This window comes from Mesonia aestuariivivens, assembly GCF_019311235.1.
GTDB lineage: Bacteria > Bacteroidota > Bacteroidia > Flavobacteriales > Flavobacteriaceae > Mesonia > Mesonia aestuariivivens.
Map to the genome: position 1 here is coordinate 108,950 of NZ_JAHWDF010000003.1, position 22,711 is coordinate 131,660.

26 protein-coding genes, 1 tRNA gene and 1 pseudogene are annotated in these 22,711 nt (G+C 32.6%); 14 read left to right on the plus strand and 14 right to left on the minus strand.

The features are described from left to right. Positions 1-2 precede the first annotated feature (2 nt). From KW502_RS03780 to KW502_RS03805, 6 genes are all read right to left on the minus strand, one after another. Positions 3-281, minus strand: a complete 279-nt coding sequence (locus KW502_RS03780) for a Sec-independent protein translocase subunit TatA/TatB (protein WP_219039205.1) — start codon at positions 279-281, stop codon at positions 3-5. A gap of 80 nt (positions 282-361) precedes the next feature. Then, complete coding sequence (locus KW502_RS03785; protein ID WP_219039206.1) at positions 362-2,674, minus strand: M1 family metallopeptidase; 2,313 nt, start codon at positions 2,672-2,674, stop codon at positions 362-364. A gap of 26 nt (positions 2,675-2,700) precedes the next feature. Continuing rightward, positions 2,701-3,207 (minus strand): DUF6702 family protein, encoded by a 507-nt coding sequence (locus tag KW502_RS03790; protein WP_369412510.1) that lies wholly within the window; start codon positions 3,205-3,207, stop codon positions 2,701-2,703. Next, positions 3,208-3,975, minus strand: coding sequence for a BamP family beta-assembly machinery protein (locus KW502_RS03795; protein ID WP_219039208.1), 768 nt, complete (start codon positions 3,973-3,975; stop codon positions 3,208-3,210). Then, positions 3,975-4,724 carry a BamP family beta-assembly machinery protein gene (locus KW502_RS03800; protein WP_219039209.1) on the minus strand — a complete coding sequence of 250 codons (750 nt, stop codon included), beginning with the start codon at positions 4,722-4,724 and terminating at the stop codon, positions 3,975-3,977. Before KW502_RS03800 ends, KW502_RS03795 begins: the two co-directional genes overlap by 1 nt. Before the next feature lie 34 nt (positions 4,725-4,758). Continuing rightward, complete coding sequence (locus KW502_RS03805; RefSeq protein ID WP_219039210.1) at positions 4,759-5,553, minus strand: BamP family beta-assembly machinery protein; 795 nt, start codon at positions 5,551-5,553, stop codon at positions 4,759-4,761. 112 nt (positions 5,554-5,665) lie between these two features. Between KW502_RS03805 and pepE the strand changes: the two genes are divergently transcribed. The 3 genes from pepE to KW502_RS03820 are packed head-to-tail and all read left to right on the plus strand — an operon-like array spanning position 5,666 to position 8,191. Beyond that, positions 5,666-6,370 carry a dipeptidase PepE gene (pepE, locus tag KW502_RS03810; RefSeq protein WP_439651376.1) on the plus strand — a complete coding sequence of 235 codons (705 nt, stop codon included), beginning with the start codon at positions 5,666-5,668 and terminating at the stop codon, positions 6,368-6,370. Between the two features lies 1 nt (position 6,371). Continuing rightward, complete coding sequence (locus KW502_RS03815) at positions 6,372-7,286, plus strand: glutaminase (protein WP_219039212.1); 915 nt, start codon at positions 6,372-6,374, stop codon at positions 7,284-7,286. Positions 7,287-7,297: 11 nt separating this feature from the next. After that, complete coding sequence (locus tag KW502_RS03820; RefSeq protein WP_219039213.1) at positions 7,298-8,191, plus strand: NHL repeat-containing protein; 894 nt, start codon at positions 7,298-7,300, stop codon at positions 8,189-8,191. A 30-nt stretch (positions 8,192-8,221) separates the two neighbouring features. Here the strand turns inward: KW502_RS03820 and KW502_RS03825 are convergent. Next, positions 8,222-8,294 (minus strand) — tRNA-Gly (locus KW502_RS03825). A 110-nt stretch (positions 8,295-8,404) separates the two neighbouring features. Here KW502_RS03825 and KW502_RS03830 point away from each other — a divergent pair. The 11 genes and pseudogenes from KW502_RS03830 to KW502_RS03880 all read left to right on the plus strand — a co-directional run bounded on the left by KW502_RS03830 (position 8,405) and on the right by KW502_RS03880 (position 16,304). Continuing rightward, a complete protein-coding gene (locus KW502_RS03830) occupies positions 8,405-8,956 on the plus strand; it encodes a ClpP family protease (RefSeq protein WP_219039214.1) in 552 nt (183 codons plus the stop codon). Between the two features lie 3 nt (positions 8,957-8,959). Further along, entirely contained in the window at positions 8,960-9,244 is a 285-nt protein-coding gene (locus KW502_RS03835) for a GNAT family N-acetyltransferase (RefSeq protein ID WP_219039215.1), read from the plus strand. A gap of 5 nt (positions 9,245-9,249) precedes the next feature. Further along, on the plus strand, positions 9,250-9,696 hold the full coding sequence (locus KW502_RS03840) for a GNAT family N-acetyltransferase (RefSeq protein ID WP_219039216.1): 447 nt from the start codon (positions 9,250-9,252) through the stop codon (positions 9,694-9,696). Then, a complete protein-coding gene (locus KW502_RS03845; RefSeq protein WP_219039217.1) occupies positions 9,689-10,426 on the plus strand; it encodes a M15 family metallopeptidase in 738 nt (245 codons plus the stop codon). The genes KW502_RS03840 and KW502_RS03845 overlap by 8 nt, the downstream gene beginning before the upstream one ends. An 85-nt stretch (positions 10,427-10,511) precedes the next feature. Beyond that, positions 10,512-12,026: a 2,3-bisphosphoglycerate-independent phosphoglycerate mutase gene (gene gpmI / locus KW502_RS03850; protein WP_219039218.1), complete on the plus strand. Its 1,515-nt coding sequence runs from the start codon at positions 10,512-10,514 to the stop codon at positions 12,024-12,026. Then, positions 12,026-12,565, plus strand: a complete 540-nt coding sequence (locus KW502_RS03855; RefSeq protein ID WP_219039219.1) for a TlpA family protein disulfide reductase — start codon at positions 12,026-12,028, stop codon at positions 12,563-12,565. The genes gpmI and KW502_RS03855 overlap by 1 nt, the downstream gene beginning before the upstream one ends. Before the next feature lie 12 nt (positions 12,566-12,577). Further along, positions 12,578-12,985: a BT0820 family HAD-type phosphatase gene (locus tag KW502_RS03860; RefSeq protein ID WP_219039220.1), complete on the plus strand. Its 408-nt coding sequence runs from the start codon at positions 12,578-12,580 to the stop codon at positions 12,983-12,985. Positions 12,986-13,000: 15 nt separating this feature from the next. Beyond that, positions 13,001-13,807: a type I methionyl aminopeptidase gene (gene map / locus KW502_RS03865; protein ID WP_219039221.1), complete on the plus strand. Its 807-nt coding sequence runs from the start codon at positions 13,001-13,003 to the stop codon at positions 13,805-13,807. Beyond that, positions 13,788-14,366 carry an HNH endonuclease gene (locus tag KW502_RS03870; protein WP_219039222.1) on the plus strand — a complete coding sequence of 193 codons (579 nt, stop codon included), beginning with the start codon at positions 13,788-13,790 and terminating at the stop codon, positions 14,364-14,366. Before map ends, KW502_RS03870 begins: the two co-directional genes overlap by 20 nt. A 1-nt stretch (position 14,367) precedes the next feature. Continuing rightward, the gene (locus KW502_RS03875) at positions 14,368-15,144 is read left to right on the plus strand and encodes a class I SAM-dependent methyltransferase (RefSeq protein WP_255554047.1); all 777 of its coding nucleotides are present in this window, start codon (positions 14,368-14,370) and stop codon (positions 15,142-15,144) included. A 197-nt stretch (positions 15,145-15,341) separates the two neighbouring features. Further along, positions 15,342-16,304: pseudogene (locus KW502_RS03880) on the plus strand (IS256 family transposase). Between the two features lie 175 nt (positions 16,305-16,479). Here the strand turns inward: KW502_RS03880 and KW502_RS03885 are convergent. The 7 genes from KW502_RS03885 to KW502_RS03915 form a co-directional block, all read right to left on the minus strand. Next, positions 16,480-17,481, minus strand: a complete 1,002-nt coding sequence (locus KW502_RS03885; RefSeq protein ID WP_219039223.1) for an FAD:protein FMN transferase — start codon at positions 17,479-17,481, stop codon at positions 16,480-16,482. A 3-nt stretch (positions 17,482-17,484) separates the two neighbouring features. Continuing rightward, positions 17,485-17,841 carry a DUF8840 domain-containing protein gene (locus KW502_RS03890; RefSeq protein ID WP_219039224.1) on the minus strand — a complete coding sequence of 119 codons (357 nt, stop codon included), beginning with the start codon at positions 17,839-17,841 and terminating at the stop codon, positions 17,485-17,487. Positions 17,842-17,962: 121 nt separating this feature from the next. Continuing rightward, positions 17,963-19,252 carry an NADH:ubiquinone reductase (Na(+)-transporting) subunit F gene (nqrF, locus tag KW502_RS03895; protein WP_219039225.1) on the minus strand — a complete coding sequence of 430 codons (1,290 nt, stop codon included), beginning with the start codon at positions 19,250-19,252 and terminating at the stop codon, positions 17,963-17,965. A 4-nt stretch (positions 19,253-19,256) separates the two neighbouring features. Further along, a complete protein-coding gene (gene nqrE, locus KW502_RS03900; RefSeq protein WP_219039226.1) occupies positions 19,257-19,997 on the minus strand; it encodes an NADH:ubiquinone reductase (Na(+)-transporting) subunit E in 741 nt (246 codons plus the stop codon). Between the two features lie 24 nt (positions 19,998-20,021). Further along, positions 20,022-20,771 (minus strand): NADH:ubiquinone reductase (Na(+)-transporting) subunit D, encoded by a 750-nt coding sequence (locus KW502_RS03905; RefSeq protein ID WP_219039227.1) that lies wholly within the window; start codon positions 20,769-20,771, stop codon positions 20,022-20,024. Between the two features lie 7 nt (positions 20,772-20,778). Then, on the minus strand, positions 20,779-21,537 hold the full coding sequence (gene nqrC, locus KW502_RS03910) for an NADH:ubiquinone reductase (Na(+)-transporting) subunit C (protein ID WP_219039228.1): 759 nt from the start codon (positions 21,535-21,537) through the stop codon (positions 20,779-20,781). Next, a complete protein-coding gene (locus KW502_RS03915; protein WP_219039229.1) occupies positions 21,537-22,706 on the minus strand; it encodes an NADH:ubiquinone reductase (Na(+)-transporting) subunit B in 1,170 nt (389 codons plus the stop codon). Before KW502_RS03915 ends, nqrC begins: the two co-directional genes overlap by 1 nt. Between the last annotated feature and the right edge of the window lie 5 nt (positions 22,707-22,711).

Consider the following 22,711-nt stretch of genomic DNA (forward strand, 5'->3'; position numbering starts at 1 on the left):
TCTTATTTCTTTCTACTGATAGAACCAGTAATTTCTTCAATATCATCTTTCACCTTATCAATTTCTTTTTTAATATTTTCACCCCCAGAACCGTCTAAGTGTTTTTCGGCACTATTGGTGATTTCAGATTTAATATCGTTGGTTGCATCTTTAAGAGTACGCATTCCTTTCCCTAAACCTCTAGCGATTTCTGGTATTTTATCGGCACCAAAAACCATCACTAAGATAAACATAATGAAAGCTATTTCGCCACCGCTAATAAAAAATGGTATTGTGAACATAATACAAATATATAGATCAAAAGTAGTATAAAAAAAGCTGACTCGTTAAAGTCAGCTTAAATTTAATTCGATATTTTGCTTTATCCTTTTGTTTGTTTCTCTTTAAATTTCTCAAACTCATTAGGCTCTTCTTTTCTAGGCCAAGAATTGTTTTCTATATTTACATCCGCAGTTTCTAAATCTGGATCTACTACCACACTTTCTAATTCTTTATTCGTTGCTAATACTCTACTTACCTCGTTATCATTTTTTCTCCAAATTTGTGGTGGGTAGGTTACTCTTTCTGATGAACCATCTTTATACTTATATTCTACAATTAATGGCATCACTAAACCTCCTGGCTTATTAAAAGTAATTTGGTAGAAATGTTGAGGGACTTCCATTGTTCTTCTTTCTTGATTATTAAAGTTATCCATCATATATTCGTTTAACGTAACAGCATTTTCTAATGGAGATTTATCTTTTAAATCTTCTGTAAATTCATCGCTAGACTCTTCTACCACGTAAACTGCAGAAATTGTACTTGGATCTTCGACTCCATAGCGTTTCAACATTTCTTTTCCTTCTTTAGTTGGGTTATCGGTTACAAAATAAGACTTCACATCTGCAACTCCTATATCTACATAATCTGTGGTGTAAAACCAACCTCTCCAATACCAATCTAAATCTACACCAGAAGCATCTTCCATCGTTCTAAAAAAATCTTCAGGTGTTGGGTGTTTAAACATCCACCTTTTAGCATAGGTTGCAAAAGCATAATCGAACAACTCTTTTCCCATTACCGTTTCTCTAAGAATATTTAAGGCGGTGGCAGGTTTACCGTAAGCATTATTACCTAATTGGTATACATTTTCTGGATTACTCATAATAGGAGTAATATATTGCTGATCTCCTTTCATGTAACTAGTAATTTTAGTAGGCTCTCCACGACGAGAAGGATATTTGTCTAAAGGCGCAATCGCTTCTGGATATTTTTTTCCGAATTCTTGTTCTGCCATATATTCTACAAAACTATTTAAGCCTTCGTCCATCCAGCCCCACTGGCGCTCATCACTATTTACAATCATTGGGAAAAAGTTGTGACCAACTTCATGTATAATTACACTAATCATCCCAAATTTAGTTCTATCTGTATATGTTCCATCAGGATTAGGTCTCCCGTAATTCCAGCAAATCATAGGATATTCCATCCCTTGATTTTTAGCATGAACAGAAATTGCTTTATGGTACGGATAATCAAACGTATGTGCACTATAAGACTTTAACGTATGTGCTACAGCTTTTGTTGAATATTCTTCCCAAAGTGGGTTTCCTTCTTTTGGATATAAAGAAACTGCCATTACATTTTTACCGCCAACGTTAACCGCCTGCATATCCCAAATGTATTTTCTTGAAGTTGTAAATGCAAAATCTCTAACCATTTCTGCTTCAAACTCCCAAGTCTTGGTCTTGATAGAAAATCCTTTTTCAGCTTTCTCAGCTTCTTCTTGAGTAACAATCAATACTGGATCATCAAAAGATTCTTTCGCTCTCTCGTAACGACTCATCATCTTTTTCGAAAAAACTTTATTTCTATTTTGTAATTTCCCCGTGGCATCTAAAATATGATCAGCGGGAACAGTAATTTTCACTTTATAGTTTCCAAAGGGTAAAGCAAACTCTCCGCTTCCCCAAAATTGATAATTTTGCCAACCTTCAACATCATTATAAACAGCCATTCTAGGAAAAAACTGCGCTATAACGTAAGCATAGTTTCCATCTTCAGGAAAATATTCATAACCTGAGCGACCTCTATTCACCACATGGTCATTAATATTATACCACCATTTAATTGAAAATTCGAAATCATCTCCCGACTCTAATGTTTCTGGAAGATCTATACGCATCATGGTTTGATTAATAGTATATTTTAAATTATCTCCATTTTGAGTAACTTTTTCAATATTAAAACCGCCATCAAAAGGTTCTTCAACATATTCTGACACAAAACGTCCTGGCTGGTTTACAGGACTTATGCTGTTGCCATTTCTTAAAGAAGATTTACTGTCTTTAGCTCTTACATTTTGATCTAATTGAACCCACAAATAAGTTAAAGGATCTGGTGAATTATTGGTGTAAGTAATCGTTTCTTCACCATATAACTTTTGATTTTTATCATCTAAAGTAACCTCCATATCATAATCTGCTGTGTTTTGATAGTATGCAGACCCAGGAGCTCCAGATGCTGTTCTGTATTGATTGGGAGTAGAGAACTCTTGATAGAGTTGCTTAAATTTATTTTGATTAATATGCCCCGACTGAGGCTCTTTTTCATTTTGTTCTTCTTCTTGAGCTATTGCTAGCAACGAAAAAAAAGCAAAAATAAAAGTAAATAAGAACTTCACTTTTTTCATTATATATTGAATTTTAAATTAGTGTATTAAAATTTTATTGTTCCTTTAGATTTATCTTTCATTAACATTAAACTTTCTGTATTTCCATCTTTTTTAAAATGAATTAAGTTTTTTTGATCTTCAAATAAATCCGTAAGAATTAGATTTTTGATAGTTACTTGGTTAAATTCTTTAACCTTAATCGCCTCAAAATAACAAATTATCAAGTCATCTTCATAGCGTTTACCTATAAATTTTAAAGACATTTGTTTATTTTGAATAAGAATTTTTAACTTATCTTCAAAATATTTAGAAATATAAGTGTTGGTTTGAGCGTTGTTTTCACCTCTAATTAATTCTACATTTTCATCATAACGTGTTTTTAGAAGTTTTTCAAAATCGTCTACAAAAAGCCTACTTATAATTTGAAGCGTTTCTTTTTCTTCTACATATTCTATTTCGGTTACACTCATATAATATTTATGAGCAGCTGAAGTGAAGCCCGATAATGAGATGAAACAAATGAACAATATAACGAATCTGTCGATTTTCATTTATTCTAATTTTTTAAGATCTTTATAAGAAACTGCTTTTTCTTGAAAAAACTCAGATAATTTAAAGGTGTTTTCTTTTTGGACTAGTAAATTTCTAAAAGGTTTAAAATTTACACAATAATATAAATAGTCTTCCACATAATCTTCTGGGATGTTAAGCTGTATTACAAAAAATTCTAACGGACGAGAATTATAGGCTTTTATCATTAGGTTTCGCTGTATTTCATAATCTCGCTGTCGATAAACCATTGCCAATCTTCCAGAAATAGCATTAATGATGGGATCTAAAGGTATAATTCCGTTTCCGGTACTTGCGGTGTAAATTCTTCTTTGAGCAGTTGTTGGTTTAGGTTTAGAATTAACAGGTAAACCGTACTTTTTAGGGTTGAAAAACGGAAGGGTTTCTATATGATTCGTATCTTTATTAAGATCTCCGGTTAGATCAATATCAGTAATATTTACTTCATCTAATTGATTCACCAATAGGAATAAATAAATACTATTATTGTCGCTTTGAAGCATTTTTAAAGTAACTGTAATTTGATAAGGTTCATATTGAACTGAAGAAAAAATTAATCTATCACCTACATTGGCATCAATTACAAATTTCCCATTTTTAGCATTTACCGTTCCTATTTCTTGAGTAAAATTAACGATGTTTATTTGCGTAAAAGCGATAGAATCTGCTAATATTTTTCCTCTTAATTGCGACTGAGAGCATAATAAAAAGCTTATCAAAAAAAGAGGAATTAAAAAATAGTAACGCATTACTCCCATTCTTTATATATAAAATACTCACCCTTCTTTTGGGTTAGAAATTCAATCATTTCTAGTTTCCCTGCTCGCTTTACTACTGCTTCAAATTTTTCATCTTTTGTACAGAAATAGAAAAAATCATCTATATAATCTTGGGGTATATTTAAATCTTCTTCCACAAAACTTAAACTTACTAATCGTTTAGCTTTATGAACCAGCGCCTCATATTCTGCAATTTCTTTCATTCTTTTGAGCATAGCCATTCTACCTGAAATCACATCGGCTAAAACTCCAGCAGGGCCACCAGATTGCGCAGTATACAAACGACGATCTTCTACTGTTAATTTCGGTAACGGGTTAGGAAGACCTACTTGTGACGGATTAAAATAGGGTTTTACTTTTAGATTTGATGCATCTTTGGTTAGATCTCCCGATAAATTAATGTTACTTAATTTCACTTCTTCTAATTCATTTACCGCTGGAAAAAGATAAATTGTTTGATCTTGTTTTAGCATTTCTTGCGTCACCTGAATTTGATAAGGCTCAAATTGTACTGATGAGAAAACGATTTCATCTCCAGCTTCCGCTACAATTGTAAATTTTCCTTTAGTGTTATTAACGGTTCCTAATTCTTTATTTAAGTTAACAATATTAACTTGAGTGAAAGAAATTGAATCTGCTACAATGGTACCTTTTAGTTCTTGCTGTGCCTGTAAGCTTAAACCTAAAAATAATATAAATAGAATAGAATAGTGTTTCATAAGCGTTCATCTATTCTTTAAAGACGTAATTTTATTAATCTTGTTGCATTTTATACATTTTGCTTTTATCGATTAAGAATTCAATTAACTCTAATTCACTTCCTCTCGTTAAAAGCTCTTCTTTAAGTCCATGTTCTTCAGCATAATAAATAAACTCATTAATATTATCTCGATCTATATCTAGGTATTTTCTAAAAAAATCATCATTATAGACCTTTCTAATTTGCACATCTATATTTTCATTAATAGCTTCTGAATTGTTGTCTCTCTTAGAATTAAAAATGGTTCTAAAAATGTTAGCAAAATTCAACCCATTTTTTAAATAACTTTTATCAATAGCGTCATTCTCTACTTCTGTTTGGCTATCTGGTCTTAACTCATAATCTGTAGTTCTAACCATTTCTATACTTGATTGATCAGGGTAATTAGTATTTACGGTATTAATTTTAGCTACATCTACCTCTACATCACCAGAAAGTCCATAAGGTTTTACGGTAACTTCATCTAGCTCTGTAACGGCTTCATTAATCGTTATATTTATTTTACCACTATCTATGGTTTTTTTCTTAATTATCACTTTAAAATCTTGGTATTGTACCCCAGAAAAATAAAGCTCATCACCTTCTTCTACTTCTATAAAAAACTCACCATAATCATTAGTCACTGTACCTTTAGTTGTATTTAGGTTATATACATTTATATCTGCTGCTGAAGCACTAGCATCTACATTAATTTTACCTTTAATTAGACTCCTTACATCTATTTGAGCATTGGCAGTAGAACAAAAAGCAATAAATACGAGCGAACAGATAAATACTATATTTTTCATTGTTAATTTTTAAGTTAAGTTAGCAATAAAGTGTCTTATAAAAAACCTAAAACGAGAGTAAACTTTTGTTAAAGTAATTCTTTGCTATAAATTTACGTAAAAAATGAAGAATATGAATTGCATTATAGCCAGTACTTCCACCATTCATGGTAGTAATTATCTAGCATACCTCGAAGAAGCGTTAAACGAATTATATAAAGATGTTTCTGAAATAATTTTTATACCATACGCCAGACCAGGAGGCATATCTCATGCTGAATATACTAAAAAAGCAAAAAAAGGTTTAGCATTTTTAGGCAAAACGGTAAAAGGCTTACACGAGTTTGAAAATCCCGTTAAAGCTATTCAAGAAGCTCAAGCATTATTTACAGGCGGCGGCAATACCTTTTTATTGGTATCTCAACTTTATAATCAAAAAATATTAACTCCACTTAAAGAAGCAATAAAAGGAGGAACACCTTATTTAGGCACTAGCGCTGGGAGTAATATTTGTGGCTTAACTATGGGTACCACTAACGATATGCCTATTGTTTACCCACCAAGTTTTAAAACCCTAGGTATTTTAGAATTTAATTTAAACCCGCATTATTTAGATCCAGATCCTTCTTCTACCCACAAGGGAGAAACCCGTGAAACTAGAATTAAAGAATTTCATCACCTTAACTCCATGCCCGTTGTTGGATTGAGAGAAGGAAGTTGGCTTCGCGTACACCAACAAGACATAAAACTGGAAGGTGGCTTAAAAGCACGCGTTTTCGAAAAAGACCAAGAACCTTATGAGGTAGAAAGCGGAACCTCTTTTAAAGACTTAAACTAAGATGGATTACAAGGCAATTTTAAATGCTATTGAAAAAGAACTTGAACATTTTGATCCTGGCGGAAAAGTACCAGATTACATTCCTGAGTTAGCGAAGGTTTCCGCAGATAAATTTGGAATGCATTTATATTGTATTAATGGAGACAATTTTTATTTTGGAGATCACGACGAACGCTTTTCAATTCAAAGTATCTCTAAAGTATTCACCTTGGCTTTAGCTAAAAAATACGGCGGAAAAAAAATATGGAAACGTGTAGATGTAGAACCTTCAGGAGATCCATTTAATTCACTTTTACAATTAGAAAAAGAAAACGGAATTCCTAGAAATCCGTTTATTAACGCAGGCTCTTTAGTAATTGCAGATATTTTAATTTCAGAATTAGAAAACCCAAAAGAGTGTCTTTTAGAATTTGTTAGAGAAATTAGTGATGACCCTACTATAGAATATGACGATAAAGTTGCCGCTTCAGAACAAACCAATGGTTACCGTAATATTGCTTTGGTAAATTATATGAAGTCTTTAGGGAATATCAAAAATGACGCTGATGATATTTTAGACTTTTACTTTCATCAATGCTCTCTAGCGATGTCTTGTTGCCAATTAGCAAAATCTTTTATGATTTTTGCTAATGAAGGCAAAACGTTAAGAACCAGTAAAAAAATGATTGGTGCCAATAGCGCTAAACGTATTAATGCAATTATGCAAACGTGTGGCTTCTATGATGAAGCCGGAGAATTTAGTTTTCGCGTAGGTTTACCCGGTAAAAGTGGTGTTGGCGGAGGCATTGTAGCAATACACCCTGGGCAATATTCTGTTGCCGTTTGGAGTCCGCTTTTAAATGAAAAAGGAAATTCAGAAAAAGGAATGAAAGCTTTAGAAGAACTAACCTCACTAACTGGATTGTCAATTTTTTAAAAATTTAAAGTATGAAAAAGCTGCTAATTTTAATTTCATTAACTCTTATCTGCTGCAAACAAGAAGAATCAAAAAAAAATACGGCTGTCCCGAAAAATCCTCCAATAAGCACTTCATTAAAAAAAGGCATTCAATTAGAAAAAATTTGGGAATCAGACACATTATTTAAAACTCCTGAATCTGTTTTATTTTATAAGAAAAATAACACGTTCTTAGTTTCTAATGTAAATGAAAACGGATGGGAAATGGATGGTGATGGTTTTATTTCTGAAATTGATAGCGAAGGGAATATAAAGTCTTTAAAATTAATTAAAGGCTTAAGCAGCCCTAAGGGAATGGCTTTAATTGGCGACACTCTTTATGTAGCAGATGCTAAAGAAGTGGCAAAAATAAACCTAAACACGAATAAAATTGTAAAAAGATATTCTCTTAAAGATATTAAAGAGCCACAATTTAATGATGTAGTCGCCAAAGATGGGATAGTATATATTTCTGCTTCAAATGCAAACAGTATTTATAAAATTGAAAATAATAAATTAACCCTAGCATACCAAGGAGATCTTTCTAGACCAAACGGGTTACTCTTTAGAAACGATTCTCTTTTTATAATGAACAGTAAATCTGAAGATCTAAAAGTGATTTCAAAAGACAGAAAACTCACTACACTAACAAAAAAACTTGGAGCCGGAGACGGAATAACTTCTATTTCTCCTCAAGAATTTATAGTATCTGATTGGAATGGAAGATTATTTCATATAAATAAAAGCTTTCAACAAGAAACAATTTTAGATACGAGAGAAGAAAAATTAAATGCTGCAGACATTTATTATATTCAAGAAAAAGAGCTTTTAATTGTACCCAACTACAACGCTAATAAGCTCACTGCGTACCTATTAAAAAAATAAAACCTCATCTAAAAAGATGAGGTTTTTAAGAGCGGGAGACCAGGTTCGAACTGGCGACATTCAGCTTGGAAGGCTGACGCTCTACCAACTGAGCTACTCCCGCAAAGCGGTGGCAAATATAATAAAATCTTGATATTATTACCAAATAAAAATTTAAAAATTTTGGTGGGTTATTTTAGCTAAATTTGGTATTTTTAAATAAATAAAAATGCAATGAGTAATAAAACAGGAAAATCAAAAGACCTTATAGATCACGCACTATTAGAAGAACGTAAAATTTTTCTTTGGGGCCAAGTAGACGATACATCTGCTAAACATATTGTTGAACGATTAATGTACTTAGATTCACAAGGTAAAGATGATATTCAATTTTACATCAATAGTCCAGGAGGCTATGTCACTTCAGGCTTTTCTATATATGATACGATGCAATCTCTTTCATGTGATATATCAACCATTTGTACTGGTTTAGCGGCATCTATGGGTTCTATTTTACTTTCTGCAGGTACTAAAGGTAAAAGATTAATTATGCCGCATGCTAAAGTAATGATTCACCAACCTAGTGGTGGTGCTAGAGGTCAAGCTTCTAATATTGAAATTCAAGCCCAAGAAATTTTAAAAACTAAAGAATTAAGTGCGCAAATTTTAGCAGATAATTGTGGACAAGATTTTGAAAAAGTAATGAAAGATTTTAATAGAGATTACTGGATGAATGCAGAAGAATCTCTTAAATATGGAATTGTAGATCAAAAATATTCAAAATAAAAAATGAAAAACGAAATCTTACATAAAGAAAATCTCACCAATGGGATGTTTTACATGCAAGACGAAGAAGGCATTACTTGTGAACTTAGTTATGTAAAAAAAGATCATATTTTGGTAATCGACCATACACAAACTAGAAAATCTCTGGAAGGTAATGGTTTGGCAAGCAAATTATTAGATTATACGGTAAACTATGCCAGAGAAAATAAGTTAAAAATTGATCCACTTTGCCCTTTTGCTGAAGTAAAATTTGATGAAAAAGAGCAGTATCAAGACGTAAAAGCTTAATTTCTTTGAGTAGAATACATATAAAAAAAGTAAAGGTTGAAGAAATTCTTCCCGTTAGGCAAACTGTTCTTAGAAATGGCAAACCTCGGGAAGAATGTTTTTTTGAAGGCGATTTAGCTAAAGAAACTATACATTTAGCATTATATGAAAATGAAAAAATATATGCCATTGCCAGTTTACTAAAAGACAACAATAAAAACCTAACAGCAATTAACCAATACCGCTTAAGAGGCATGGCAGTTATGCCAGAAGCTCAAGGAAAAGGATTAGGCAAACAGTTATTAAGATTTGCCGAAGAGTTAATTAAAGAGCAGAAAAATATAACGTTGTGGTTTAACGCCAGAACTACTGCCGTTAACTTTTACAAAAAAAATAATTTTAAAATTTTAGGAGAAGAGTTCACAATTCCAAAAGTGGGCAATCACTTTTTGATGTTTAAAAAATATGAATAGACGAAATTTTATAAACTTGTCTTTACTATCTTCAGCAGCAAGTTTTCTTCCTTTAAGCACTTTCAACTTATTACAACAAGAAATCCCTACAGAAGAACTTTTAGGCAAAGGTTCTCCTCAGTTATACGGTAATGGCTATCAACTTAGAAAAGAAGCCTACGAAGCTTTTCTAAAGATGCAAAAAGCAGCTGCGAAAGACGACATTTTTATTCAAATTGTATCAAGCTATCGAAGCTTTGATCATCAAAAAAGAATTTGGAATAGAAAATTTAAGCGCTTTACGCAACAAGGCTTATCATCTACCGCTGCTATTAATAAAATAATAGAATACTCAACAATACCTGGAACATCTAGACATCACTGGGGTACAGATATAGACATTATAGATTCTAAACCCAAGGCACCTACTTCTCTACTTCAACCAGAAAATTATTACGGCAATGGTGTTTACCTTCCTCTTAGCGAATGGATGAAAAAAAATGCTAAGGATTACGGATTTGAAATAGTATATACGAATGATAAAAACAGAAAAGGATTTAAACACGAACCCTGGCATTTTTCTTATGCTCCGCTTTCCAAAATTTATTTGTGTGAATATAGAAAATTAGAACTCAAAAAATTGTTAGAAAATTCAAGCGAAATTCTAGGGCACGAAAAATTTTCTGATAGTTTTATTCAGAAATACATTTATGAAAACGTTTTAGCTATAAATAGCCGATTATTAACCTAAATAATCAATAAAAAACATTGAATTTTAGCAAAATATTATCGTTTAACTTTTCTATAGATATTATCTTTACCACAAAATTCACAGAATGCATAATAAAGCCATTTTACTTATTTTAGATGGGTGGGGTTCTACACAAAATCCAGAAGACTCTGCCATCTATAAAGCAAAAACACCAAATTTCGATAAATTATTTAAAGAATATCCTCACGCGCAATTACGTACTGACGGAATGAACGTTGGTCTGCCTGAAGGACAAATGGGAAATAGTGAAGTAGGACATATGAATCTTGGTGCTGGCCGAATTGTATATCAAGATTTAGCTAAAATTAATATGGCTGTAGAACAGGATTCTCTAAAAGACGAGCCTGTATTAAAAGAAGCTTTTCATTATGCTAAGACCAATGATAAATCAATTCACTTTTTAGGTCTTTTAAGTGATGGTGGTGTTCACTCTCATATTAAACATGTAAAAGGCTTGGTTTCAGCAGCTCAAAAAGCGGGCGTTAAAAATAAATACGTTCATGCTTTTACAGATGGTCGTGATGTAGATCCAAAATCTGGTAAAGGTTTTGTTGAAGATTTATTACCAACATTAGAAGAAAATGATGCTAAATTAGCCTCTATCATAGGTCGTTATTTTGCAATGGATAGAGATAAACGTTGGGAACGCACCAAAAAAGCCTACGATCTTATCGTTAAAGGAACTGGAAAAGAAACAGAAGATCCTGCTAAAGCCATACAAGAAAGTTATGAAAACAATACTACAGATGAGTTTATAGAACCAATAGTAGTTACTGAAAATGATAAACCTGTTGCAACTATTAAAAAAGGAGATGTCGTTATCTTTTTCAATTTTAGAACCGATAGAGGTAGACAACTAACAGAAGTGCTTTCGCAAAATGACAATGCGGAGTATGATATGAAAAAAATACCACTTTATTTTGTAACAATGACTACCTATGATGAGTCGTTTAACGGAATTAATGTGGTTTTCAAAAAAGACAATATAAAAGCAACCTTAGGAGAAACACTAGAATATTCAGGAAAGACTCAACTAAGGGCAGCTGAAACAGAAAAATACCCACACGTTACATTTTTCTTTTCTGGAGGAAGAGAAAAACCATATAAAGGTGAACAGCGTATTATGGTAAACTCTCCAAAAGTAGCCACTTACGACTTACAACCAGAAATGAGTGCTTTTGAACTTGCAGAAAAATTAGAAAAAGAAATTAATAAGGCAGAAATAGATTTTTTCTGTATCAATTTTGCTAATCCTGATATGGTTGGGCATACTGGTGTTTTCGATGCCGCTGTGAAAGCTTGTGAAACTGTAGACGAATGTCTTGGCAAGATTTATGAAGCCGCTAAAGATAATTATAATATGATCATTTTAGCAGATCATGGAAACAGTGAAAAAATGGTTAATAAAGATGGTTCTGCAAATACTGCTCATACTACAAACCCAGTACCGGTAATTTTAGTCTCTCCTGAAAAGAAAGAAATTAGAGACGGTATTTTAGGTGACGTTGCTCCTACAATTCTTGATTTAATGGATATTGAACAGCCTGATTTAATGACTCAAAAATCAATAATAAAGTAATGATAGTCAAAAACATAAATACAAGAAAAGTATTTTTTATATTATTTTTCTTAGCCAATTTAATGGTCTTTGCACAGGATAAATTAACTCCTAACGATAGAAATTATACAGGCATCATCACTGAAGAAGATTTTAGAACGGGTTATACGCAGGATTGGTTTATAAAAGGTTTTACAGACTACAAGCCCAATGCTAAAGTTTTAAAAAAACTAAAAAAACCGCTAAAAAAACACAGTATTAAAGTATTTATGGGTACTTGGTGTCCTGACAGCAGAAGAGAGGTTCCTAAATTATTGAAAATTTTAGATGAAGTAGGTTTTAAAGAAAAAAATATTGAAATCTATGCGATGGACCATTCAAAGTCTACAAAAGAAAACTACGAAGCCAATTTAGACGTACATCATGTACCTACTCTCATATTTTTTGATAAAAAAGGTAACGAAGTTAATAGGTTTGTAGAATTTCCTATTAAAACTATTGAAAAAGATATTTTAAAGATTGTTACAGATCAATCTTACAAAAACCCGTATGAAAAATAAAAGGTTTACTTTATGAGTACTATAAAATCTTTAGCCATTGCAGTAGATTTTGATGGAACTATTGTTGAAGATAAATATCCTAAAATAGGAAAACCAAAAATATTTGCTTTTGAAACGCTGAAGAAATTAGAAAGTCAAGGGCATCGGCTAATTTTATGGACCTACAGACATAGTGAACGATTACAAGAAGCCGTAGATTTTTGTAAAGAGAACGGAATTGAGTTTTATGCGGTAAATAAAAGTTATCCAGAAGAAAAATTTGATCCTGCTTTAAGTAGAAAAATTAATGCAGACATCTTTATAGACGACAGAAATATAGGAGGGTTTTACGGTTGGGGAGAAATTTATCAAGAACTCACCAATACTCAAATTAATAAAAAAAGTGAAAAGAAGAAAAGTTTATTTTCTTTCTTAAAATAATAGAATCTATTTTTAATGATCATCATCAAGAATAAAGAACAACTAGAGTTAATGCGTGAAAGCGCACAAATCGTATCTAAAACCTTAGGTATAATTGCAAAAGAAATCAAACCTGGTGTAACCACTCTTCAACTAGATAAAATAGCAGAAGAGTATATTCGGTCTGAAGGTGCAAAACCTGGCTTTTTAGGGATGTATGGTTTTCCTAATTCGTTATGTATGAGCCCAAATGCTCAAGTTGTTCATGGAATTCCAAATGATAAGCCCCTAGAGGAAGGAGATATTATCTCTGTAGATTGCGGAGCTTTCAAAAATGGATATTATGGTGATCACGCTTATACTTTTGAAGTTGGTGAAGTTTCACCAGAAATAAAAAAACTCTTAAAAGTAACCAAAGAATCTCTATATAAAGGCATTAGAGAATTTAAATTAGGGAATCGTGTAGGAGATGTTGGCTATGCTATACAAAAACATGCAGAAGATCATGGGTACGGCGTAGTAAGAGAGCTTGTAGGACATGGCCTTGGAGAAGAAATGCATGAAGACCCAGAAATGCCAAATTATGGAAAAAGAGGTCGAGGTAAAAAATTCGTAGAAGGAATGGCAGTAGCCATTGAACCTATGATAAATTTAGGAACAAAACGCATCAAACAACTTCGTGATGGCTGGACTATCCTTACTGCAGACGGGAAAGTCAGTGCACATTTTGAACATGATGTCGCCCTGGTAGATGGTCACCCCCAATTGCTATCTACCTTTGATTATATTTATGAATCATTGGGAATTAAAAGCGAAGAAGAAGATGAATTTAGAAAAAAATGAATCCTTTTACCGTGACAACAATTTCGTTGAAGAATGGCGGTATTACTATGAAGATGACTGGGCAGAAGGCTATGAAATAGCTATTTCTAGCACCGGTAGAGTGATGAATTTTGTAAAAAGCAAAAACGGAGTCATTCTAAAAGGAAGTTCTATTAATGGTTATCAAGTATTCAATACTAAAATGAATGATGGTAAACGCAAGAACTTTTACCTACACAAGGTCATGGCAATAGCCTTTTTAGAAAAACCAGAAGATGGCCTTTTTGTAATTCATAAAAATTATGATAAAAAAGATAACAACATCAAAAACTTAGCTTGGGTAAACCGTAAAGAATGGGAAAAACACCAAGATAAAAACCCTAAAGTAATTGCTAAAAGAAAAAGTAAACGTAGAACTTATACAAAACTAAGTTATGCTGAAGCTACTATTCTTAAAAAGAAATTACTAGATCCTAACAGAAAAACAAGACTAAAAGTTCTTGCCAAACAATTTGGTGTTTCTGAAATGCAATTGCACCGAATTAAAACAGGAGAAAACTGGGCAGATCTTAAAGTATAATATGATCAAAAAAGTATTTAAATCTATATTAAATACCATACCTAGACCTCTATTAATTAAGGCTAGCTATATTGCTAAACCTTTTTTAGTAAGCCTTCTTAAAGGTAAAAATTACACAGACCCTATTGATGGTAAAAGCTTTTCTAAGTTTTTACCATATGGGTATGAAAATCAGCGAGAAAATGTTTTATCGCCTTCTACTTTATCTTTAGAAAGACATCGCTTACTATGGCTTTATTTAAAAAATAAGACAGATTTTTTCACTTCGGAAAAATCTGTCTTACATTTTGCTCCAGAGCAAGCTTTTTACAAACGTTTTAGAAAACTCTCTAATATTAATTATACCACTACAGACCTAAACTCTCCTTTAGCCGATGTTAAGGCAGATATTTGCAACTTGCCATTTAAGGATAATGAATATGATTTTATACTTTGCAATCACGTATTAGAACATATTCCTGATGATACAAAAGCAATGCAAGAACTATATAGAATACTTAAGCCTAATGGCATTGCTATTTTACAAATTCCGCAAGAGTTAGAAAGAGAATTTACTTTTGAAGATAACAGCATCACCAACCCTAAAGAACGTGCTAAAATATTTGGACAATATGACCATGTAAGAATTTACGGCCGTGATTATTTTGATAAATTAAAATCTATCGGTTTTGAAGTTATAGAAGCAGACTATACTAGAGAACTTAGTGAAGAGCTAATAAATAAATACAGATTAGCAAAAGGCGAAATTATTCCCGTTTGCATTAAGCCAAATAGTTAATTAGGGCACTATCTCATTAACTGTGTAAGTTTAAAAAATAGCTTGGGTCATGACCCAAGCTATTTTTTTTTAATTTTAAATCCAAACACAGTAATGAAAAAAGAAGATTTATTAAACGATAACTTTCTCAAGCAATTTAAAAGCGGAGAGGAACTAACAGGCTTTTTAAAGCAACTACAAAACGTGGCATCGAGAAGATGCTTGAAGGAGAACTAGACAGTCACCTTGATAATGTTAAAAACCAGAAGAGTAGCTCTGGCAATACTCGTAATGGCTATACGAGTAAAAAAGTGAGAACCAGCTTTGGTGAGTCAGAAATAAGCACTCCTAGAGATCGTGACTCCTCTTTTAACCCTATGATTGTTACCAAGCGCAAAAATATGGTGAACGGTATTGAAAATGTGATTATCTCTCTTTATGCTAAAGGGATGAGTAATAGTGATATTGAGCAGCAAATACTTGAGGTTTATAATTTTGAAGTCTCCACCTCTACCATTTCAAGGATTACAGACCGTATTACAAATGATATTGTATCCTGGCAGAACCGACCTTTAGAGCCAGTTTATCTTATTGTCTGGATGGACGGTATTGTTTTCAAGGTAAGAGAGAACTCCAAAGTAATCAATAAAACAGCTTACATAGCTGTAGGGCTTGGTAGAGATGGTAAAAAAGAAGTTTTAGGACTTTGGAGTCCGCAGCCTTTTGGATGAGTGTGCTTACCGATATGAAAGCTAGAGGGGGTAGAAGACTTACTTATCACTGCTACTGATAATCTCAATGGGTTTACCGCTACTATCAAAACTGTCTTCCCTGAATCCAAAACTCAGATATGCGTAGTACATCACATCAGAAACGCTTGTAAATACTTAGTATGGAAAGATAAAAAACAATTTACAAAAGATATGAAGTATATCTATGACGCACCTACAAAACAAGCTGCAGAAGCTGCTTTAAAGGATTTTGCTCAAAAGTGGGAAAGTAAGTAATCTTATGCCATTAAAAGCTGGCAGGATAACTGGGATGAGCTTACCGTATTCTTTGAGTTCCCAATAGAGATTAGAAAAATCATCTATACCACCAACCTAATAGAGAACCTTAATGGAAAAATACGTAAATACACCAAAAAAAATTATCATTCCCAACAGATGAGGCTGTTATAAAATCTGTATATTTGGCAATAAGAGAAGCAACTAAAAAATGGTCGATGCCAGTCAGAAACTGGGGAATCATTCTTAATCAGTTCTTAACTATATATGATAAAAGGGTTTAACTCTAAATATTAATTAAAGACAAACCCAAGGTATTTTAAACTTACACACTTTACAGGATAGTGTCTTAATTAGGCATTAATTGTTTTTGAAAATTATTAGTTACAAAAACTTTAGTACTATCGTTTTCTGTGAAAATTAAATAAGCGTCTATAGCTTTTTCATTTTCTAAAACTTCTTTAGCTTTATCTATACCCATTGCCATAAATGCTGTTGCATAAGCATCAGCTTCTCCACAAGTTTTTGCAAGCACAGAAGCACTTAACACATTACTTTTTTCAGCTTTACCTGTTTTGGGATTTATGGTATGAACAAATTTTTCCCCCGTTAAAGAATCTACCCTAAACTTTCTATAATTACCAGAGGTTGCTAATCCTTGATTTTTCATTTCTAAAACCGCAATAATTTCTCTATTCAATTCATCTTGATAAGGATTGTCTAGCCCTACTCTCCAAGCTTGATTTCTATCTGTATTTTTCCCATTTACGCGCAGTTCTCCACCTAATTCAACTAGATAATTATTAACTCCGTTGTTTTCTAAATACACCGCTAAACGATCTACAGTATAACCTTTAGCTATAGAATTAAACTCTAAATAGCTGTTTGCTAATTGTTTTTCAATTCGATTATCTGGAGTTAGTTTATAATTTTGAAAACCTACTAAACTAAATAAAGAATCTAATTTTTTCGCTGTGATATGGTTTAAATTTTCTGCTCCAAAACCATAAGCATTTACTAAATTACCTACTGTCGGATCAAAATAACCATCTGTAGATTTAAAAATATCTTTTGAAAGTAAAAACACATCTTTAAACATTTCATCTACCTGAACAGTGGTATCTCCTTTATTAATTTTAGAAATATCTGAGTTTGGTAAATAAGTACTCAAAGATTTATTCACATGCTCAAAAATAGAATCTAAGCCTTTATCCCAATTAAGTTCGTTATCAGAAAAAAAGGTAATATGATATGTAGTCCCTAAGGCATCTCCTTGAAAAAATTTCTTGTTATTTTTCTGCTGGCAAGCAGTTAAAAAAAGAATTGATAAAACAATTAAAATATTTTTCATTTATTAATAAGCTTGAATTCCTGAATAATTAACTACATAATCCTCTTCTAAGGTTACGGCTTTTGACAAATCTAAAGAGTTAGCTATGCCTACGCCAGCATAAAATGTACTAGCATTAAATTTTAAAGCATGTTCTTTTATCTTTTCCATCAAAGGTAAATCCATTTTCTTGGGATCTTTAGGATAAGTAACAGCTCTAACAATCACAAAATGAAGCTTTTTATCTTTTAATGCAACAAATTGGGGATTCCTTTTTAATGCACTATTAATACCTAAAAATTCAAATCCTCTCGCTTCTAAATCTTTGCCTACAATATTCATGGCTAGTTGATGTAATTCTTGTTCTGATAGTGATTTCATATTACAAAAATAGAAGTTTAATTGCTAGTACTTATAAGAAATTTATAAATCTTTAAAATGCTATTAAATAAAAAAGTTCGGTGTGATCACACCGAACTTTTTTATGATAACCTAATTTGATTTATCCTCCAAAATCATCAAATCTGATATTTTCATCTGGAATACCAAAATCTTCTCCCATTTTCTGAACGGCTTTGTTCATTAATGGAGGTCCACAGAAATATAATTCTATATCTTCTGGCTCGTCATGTTTAGAAAGATATTCATCAATTACAGCGTTGTGTACGAATCCTAAGAAACCATCACCATCACTATCTAAATCTTCTTTAACCTTCCAATTATCTTCTTCTAAAGGTTCTGATAATACAATATAAAATTTAAAATTATCAAACTCTCTTTCTAATTCTCTAAAGTGTTCTAAGTAAAATAATTCTCTTTTTGAACGACCACCATACCAATAAGTTACTTTTCTTCCGGTTTTTAAGGTTTTGAAAAGGTGATATAAGTGAGAACGCATTGGTGCCATTCCTGCTCCACCACCGACATATAACATTTCTGCTTCACTTTCGTTAATAAAGAATTCTCCGTAAGGTCCCGAAATAGTTACTTTATCTCCTTTCTTTCTAGAGAAAATATATGAAGAAGCAATTCCTGGATTTACATCCATCCAACCGTTTTTAGCACGATCAAAAGGAGGGGTTGCAATACGAACATTAAGCATAACTTCACGACCTTCAGCAGGATAAGAAGCCATAGAATAAGCTCTTTCTACTGTTTCAGGGTTTTTCATTACTAATGGCCATAGCTTAAAGTTATCCCATTCTTTCTGGAATTTATCAGGTTCACCTGGATGTTCTTCTGGATGAGCTTTGATGTCCATATCTTCAAATTTCACTTCGCATTTTGGAACTTCAATTTGAATATATCCTCCAGCCTTATAATCCATATCTTCAGGAATTTCTACAACAAATTCCTTAATAAAAGAAGCTACGTTCCAGTTTCTAACCACTGTAGCTTCCCATTTTTTTATACCAAATACCTCTTCAGGAATTTGAATATCCATATTCTGTTTTACTTTAACTTGGCAACCTAAACGCCAACCTTCAGCAATTTCTTTTCTTGTAAAGTGAGGCTCTTCTGTTGGCAATATAGTACCACCACCGTCTTTAACGATACATTTACATTGAATACATGTACCACCACCACCACAAGCTGATGGTAAAAATAATTTATTATCACCTAAAGTAGATAACAAAGTACCTCCAGAACCTACTTCAATATCTTTTTCATTGTTAACATTTATTTTTACAGGTCCTGAGGGAACTAGCTTTGCTTTAGCTCCTAACAGAACACTAACTAATAATAATATTAATAATAAAAATACTACTACACTAGCAATTATAACTGTCATAATCTTACTTATTTAATTTTGTATTGTCTGTAAATGACAATGTCTGCTCAGTACTATTATTCTCTTTACTCTCTATTTTTTCTACTGAAGAAGTTTCTAACTCTACAGCTTCTGATTCTTCTTGACCATCAAGTTTTATACCCATAAAGCTCATAAAACCAATAGCCATAAGCCCAGTAATGATAAAAGTAATTCCCAAGCCTTTTAATGGAGCTGGAACATTAGAATAAGCAATCTTCTCACGAATAGCTGCAATTGCTAAAATTGCTAAAAACCAGCCAATACCACTTCCTAAACCATAGGTTGCTGCTGCACCAATTCCTGAAAAATCTTTTTGTTGCATAAATAAAGAGCCTCCTAAAATTGCACAGTTAACCGCGATAAGAGGTAAGAAAATACCCAATGCACCGTAAAGTGCTGGAGCAAATTTTTCTACAATCATCTCTACTAATTGTACCATAGAGGCAATTACAGCGATAAACATTATAAAACTTAAAAAGCTTAAATCTACATTGGCAAATTCTTCACCCAACCAAGATAATGCCCCTGGTTTTAAAAGATATTGATCCATTAAAAAGTTAATAGGTACTGTTATCGCTAATACAAAAATGACTGCTGCCCCTAAACCAACTGCTGTTTTAACGGTTTTGGAAACTGCCAAATAAGAACACATCCCCAAGAAGTAGGCAAAAATCATATTTTCTATGAAAATACTCCTAACAAATAAGTTTAAATACTCTTGCATAATTTATCTTTTTAAAGCAGTATACTATGCTTCTTCAATTAATTTTCTGTTTCTAGAACGCTGTACCCAAATTACAAGTCCTACTATAATAAGAGCCATTGGCGCTAATAACATTAGCCCATTGTTCTCATAACCTAAAGCATATAATCCAGTAGAATCTGCCATAGTTGCTCCTTTATGACCCAAAACTTCGATTCCCCAAAGTTTACCAGAACCTAACAATTCTCTAAAGAAGGCTACTATAATTAGAATTACCCCATAACCAGCAGCGTTTCCAATTCCATCTAAAAATGATTTATAAACTCCATTTCCTAAAGCAAAAGCTTCTAAACGCCCCATTACAATACAATTGGTAATAATTAAACCAACGAATACAGAAAGTTGTTTACTTAAATCATATAGAAATGCTTTTAATACCTGATCTACTAAAATTACTAATGCAGCTACAATTACTAACTGAACAATAATTCTTATTCGGCTAGGAATTAAATTTCGCATTAACGAAATAATCATATTACTAAAAGCCATCACCACCATTACGGCTAAAGACATTACTACAGCAGCTTGTAACTGAACTGTAATTGCTAAAGCTGAACAAATACCAAGTACTTGAACTGTAATTGGGTTATCATCATTTAAAGGATCTGATAGTAACTTTAAATTTTGCTTTGACAAGAAACTTTCTTTTTCTTCTGAATTAGATAGGAAAAGAATCATTTCTTTCTTTTTAGCTTCTTTTTCTGACATTTGCTTATTATTATTTTCTTGAGCCATAAAAATATTATTTTACTGCTACTTTCATATCAGTTTGTTTCTTAAAATAAGGCAAGTAATACTTTAACCTCCTAGAGATCATTTTAGTAACTCCATCTCCGGTAATTGTTGCTCCAGAAATTGCATCTACAGCATTATCGTCCTTATTGTTACCACCTCCGTAACCTTTAACTACTGAAACTCCTACTAAATTCCCTGAACCATCAAAGATTTTTTCATCTTGAAAACGCTCTTGAAACCAAGCTTTGGTAATTTCACCACCTAGGCCGGTAGTTTCTCCTTTATGATCAAAAACAACTCCTTTTACGGTATTTACATCATCTTTTAATGCTATATAACCCCAAATAGCACCCCATAAACCTGTACCTCTTAATGGTATAATATAGCAAGTTTCACCTTCTACTTTAGCTTCATATAAAGGAAACATTTGCAAATCGTCTGCTTTCCCTAATTCTTTAGCTAAATCTACATTAAAAGCTTTATCTCCTTCGGCTATAACTTCTCCTTTATTGTTAAGCGCAATTTGTTTCGTAATAAATTTATCGAAATTAGCTTCTGCTAATGGTCTAGATAAAGGTACCATCGCTCCGTTGTGCTCTATTGAATCTACACCTACAGTATACAAGATATTTTGCATTTTCTCTTGTTTTACGTTAGCGTTCTGTCTATCTTTTAATGATTCTGAAGTAAATGCTAGTACAGCACCCACAACAACAACCATGATGATAGCAAAAATAAATGTATATGCGTTACTACTTCTATCCATTACACTGCTGTTTTTACTTGTGCTTTAACTCTTTTCTTACGTTTTTTAATGTTCCCTTCAATCACATAATGATCTATAGTTGGAGCAAAAACGTTCATTAATAAAATAGCTAACATAATTCCTTCTGGGTATGCAGGATTAAAAATTCTAATCATTACTGCAAAAAGACCAATTAAGAAACCATATATCCATTTCCCTTTAAATGTTTGTGCCGCTGATACAGGATCTGTTGCCATAAATACGATACCAAAAGCAAGACCACCAATAACTAAGTGATTATACCATGGAAAATTCATTAAATCGTTATTAGGATAGCTCCCTCCTAACAAATTAAAAATAAAAGCCATAAAAGCCGCTCCTAAGAAACCACTCACGATTATTCGCCAACTACCAACTTTGCTAAAAATAAGCAACAAAGCTCCTGCTAAAATACAAACGGTAGAAGTCTCTGCTATAGAACCAGGAATTAACCCTGAAAACATATCCATCGTATTGTAAGGCACATCTGTACCAGCTGCTAATTTCCCTAAAATAGTTTCTCCAGACACACCATCTACTTGATAAGCATTATGCACCCAAACGGTATTACCAGACATATAAGTTGGGTAAGCGAAAAATGCAAACGCTCTAGCGGTAAGTGCAGGATTTAAAATATTCATTCCTGTACCTCCAAAAGCTTCTTTACCAATTAAAACTGCAAAAGCTACAGATAATGCCACCATCCATAATGGAATATCAACTGGCATAATCATAGGAATAAGTAAACCTGTTACTAAGTACCCCTCATTCACTTCGTGCCCTCTAAAAATAGCAAAAGCAAATTCTATTCCAAGACCTACGATGTAAGAAACCAAAATCATAGGGACTACTTTAATTGAGCCTTCTCCTATAGCTTCCCAAAAACCAACTTGATCTTGAATCTGACTTAAATACTGGTAACCTGCATTCCAGGTTCCAAAAATAAGCGCAGGTATTAATGCAATGACTACAGTAATCATTACTCGTTTCAAATCTACCGCATCTCTTACGTGAGCTCCTCTTTGGGTTGTGTGATTAGGCACAAACAAAAAAGTATCTAACGCATTAATTGCGGGAGCGAACTTTTCGTATTTTTTTCCTTTGGAAAATGGCTCTTTCATCTTGTCGAGCCTTTGACGTATCCACTTCATAAATA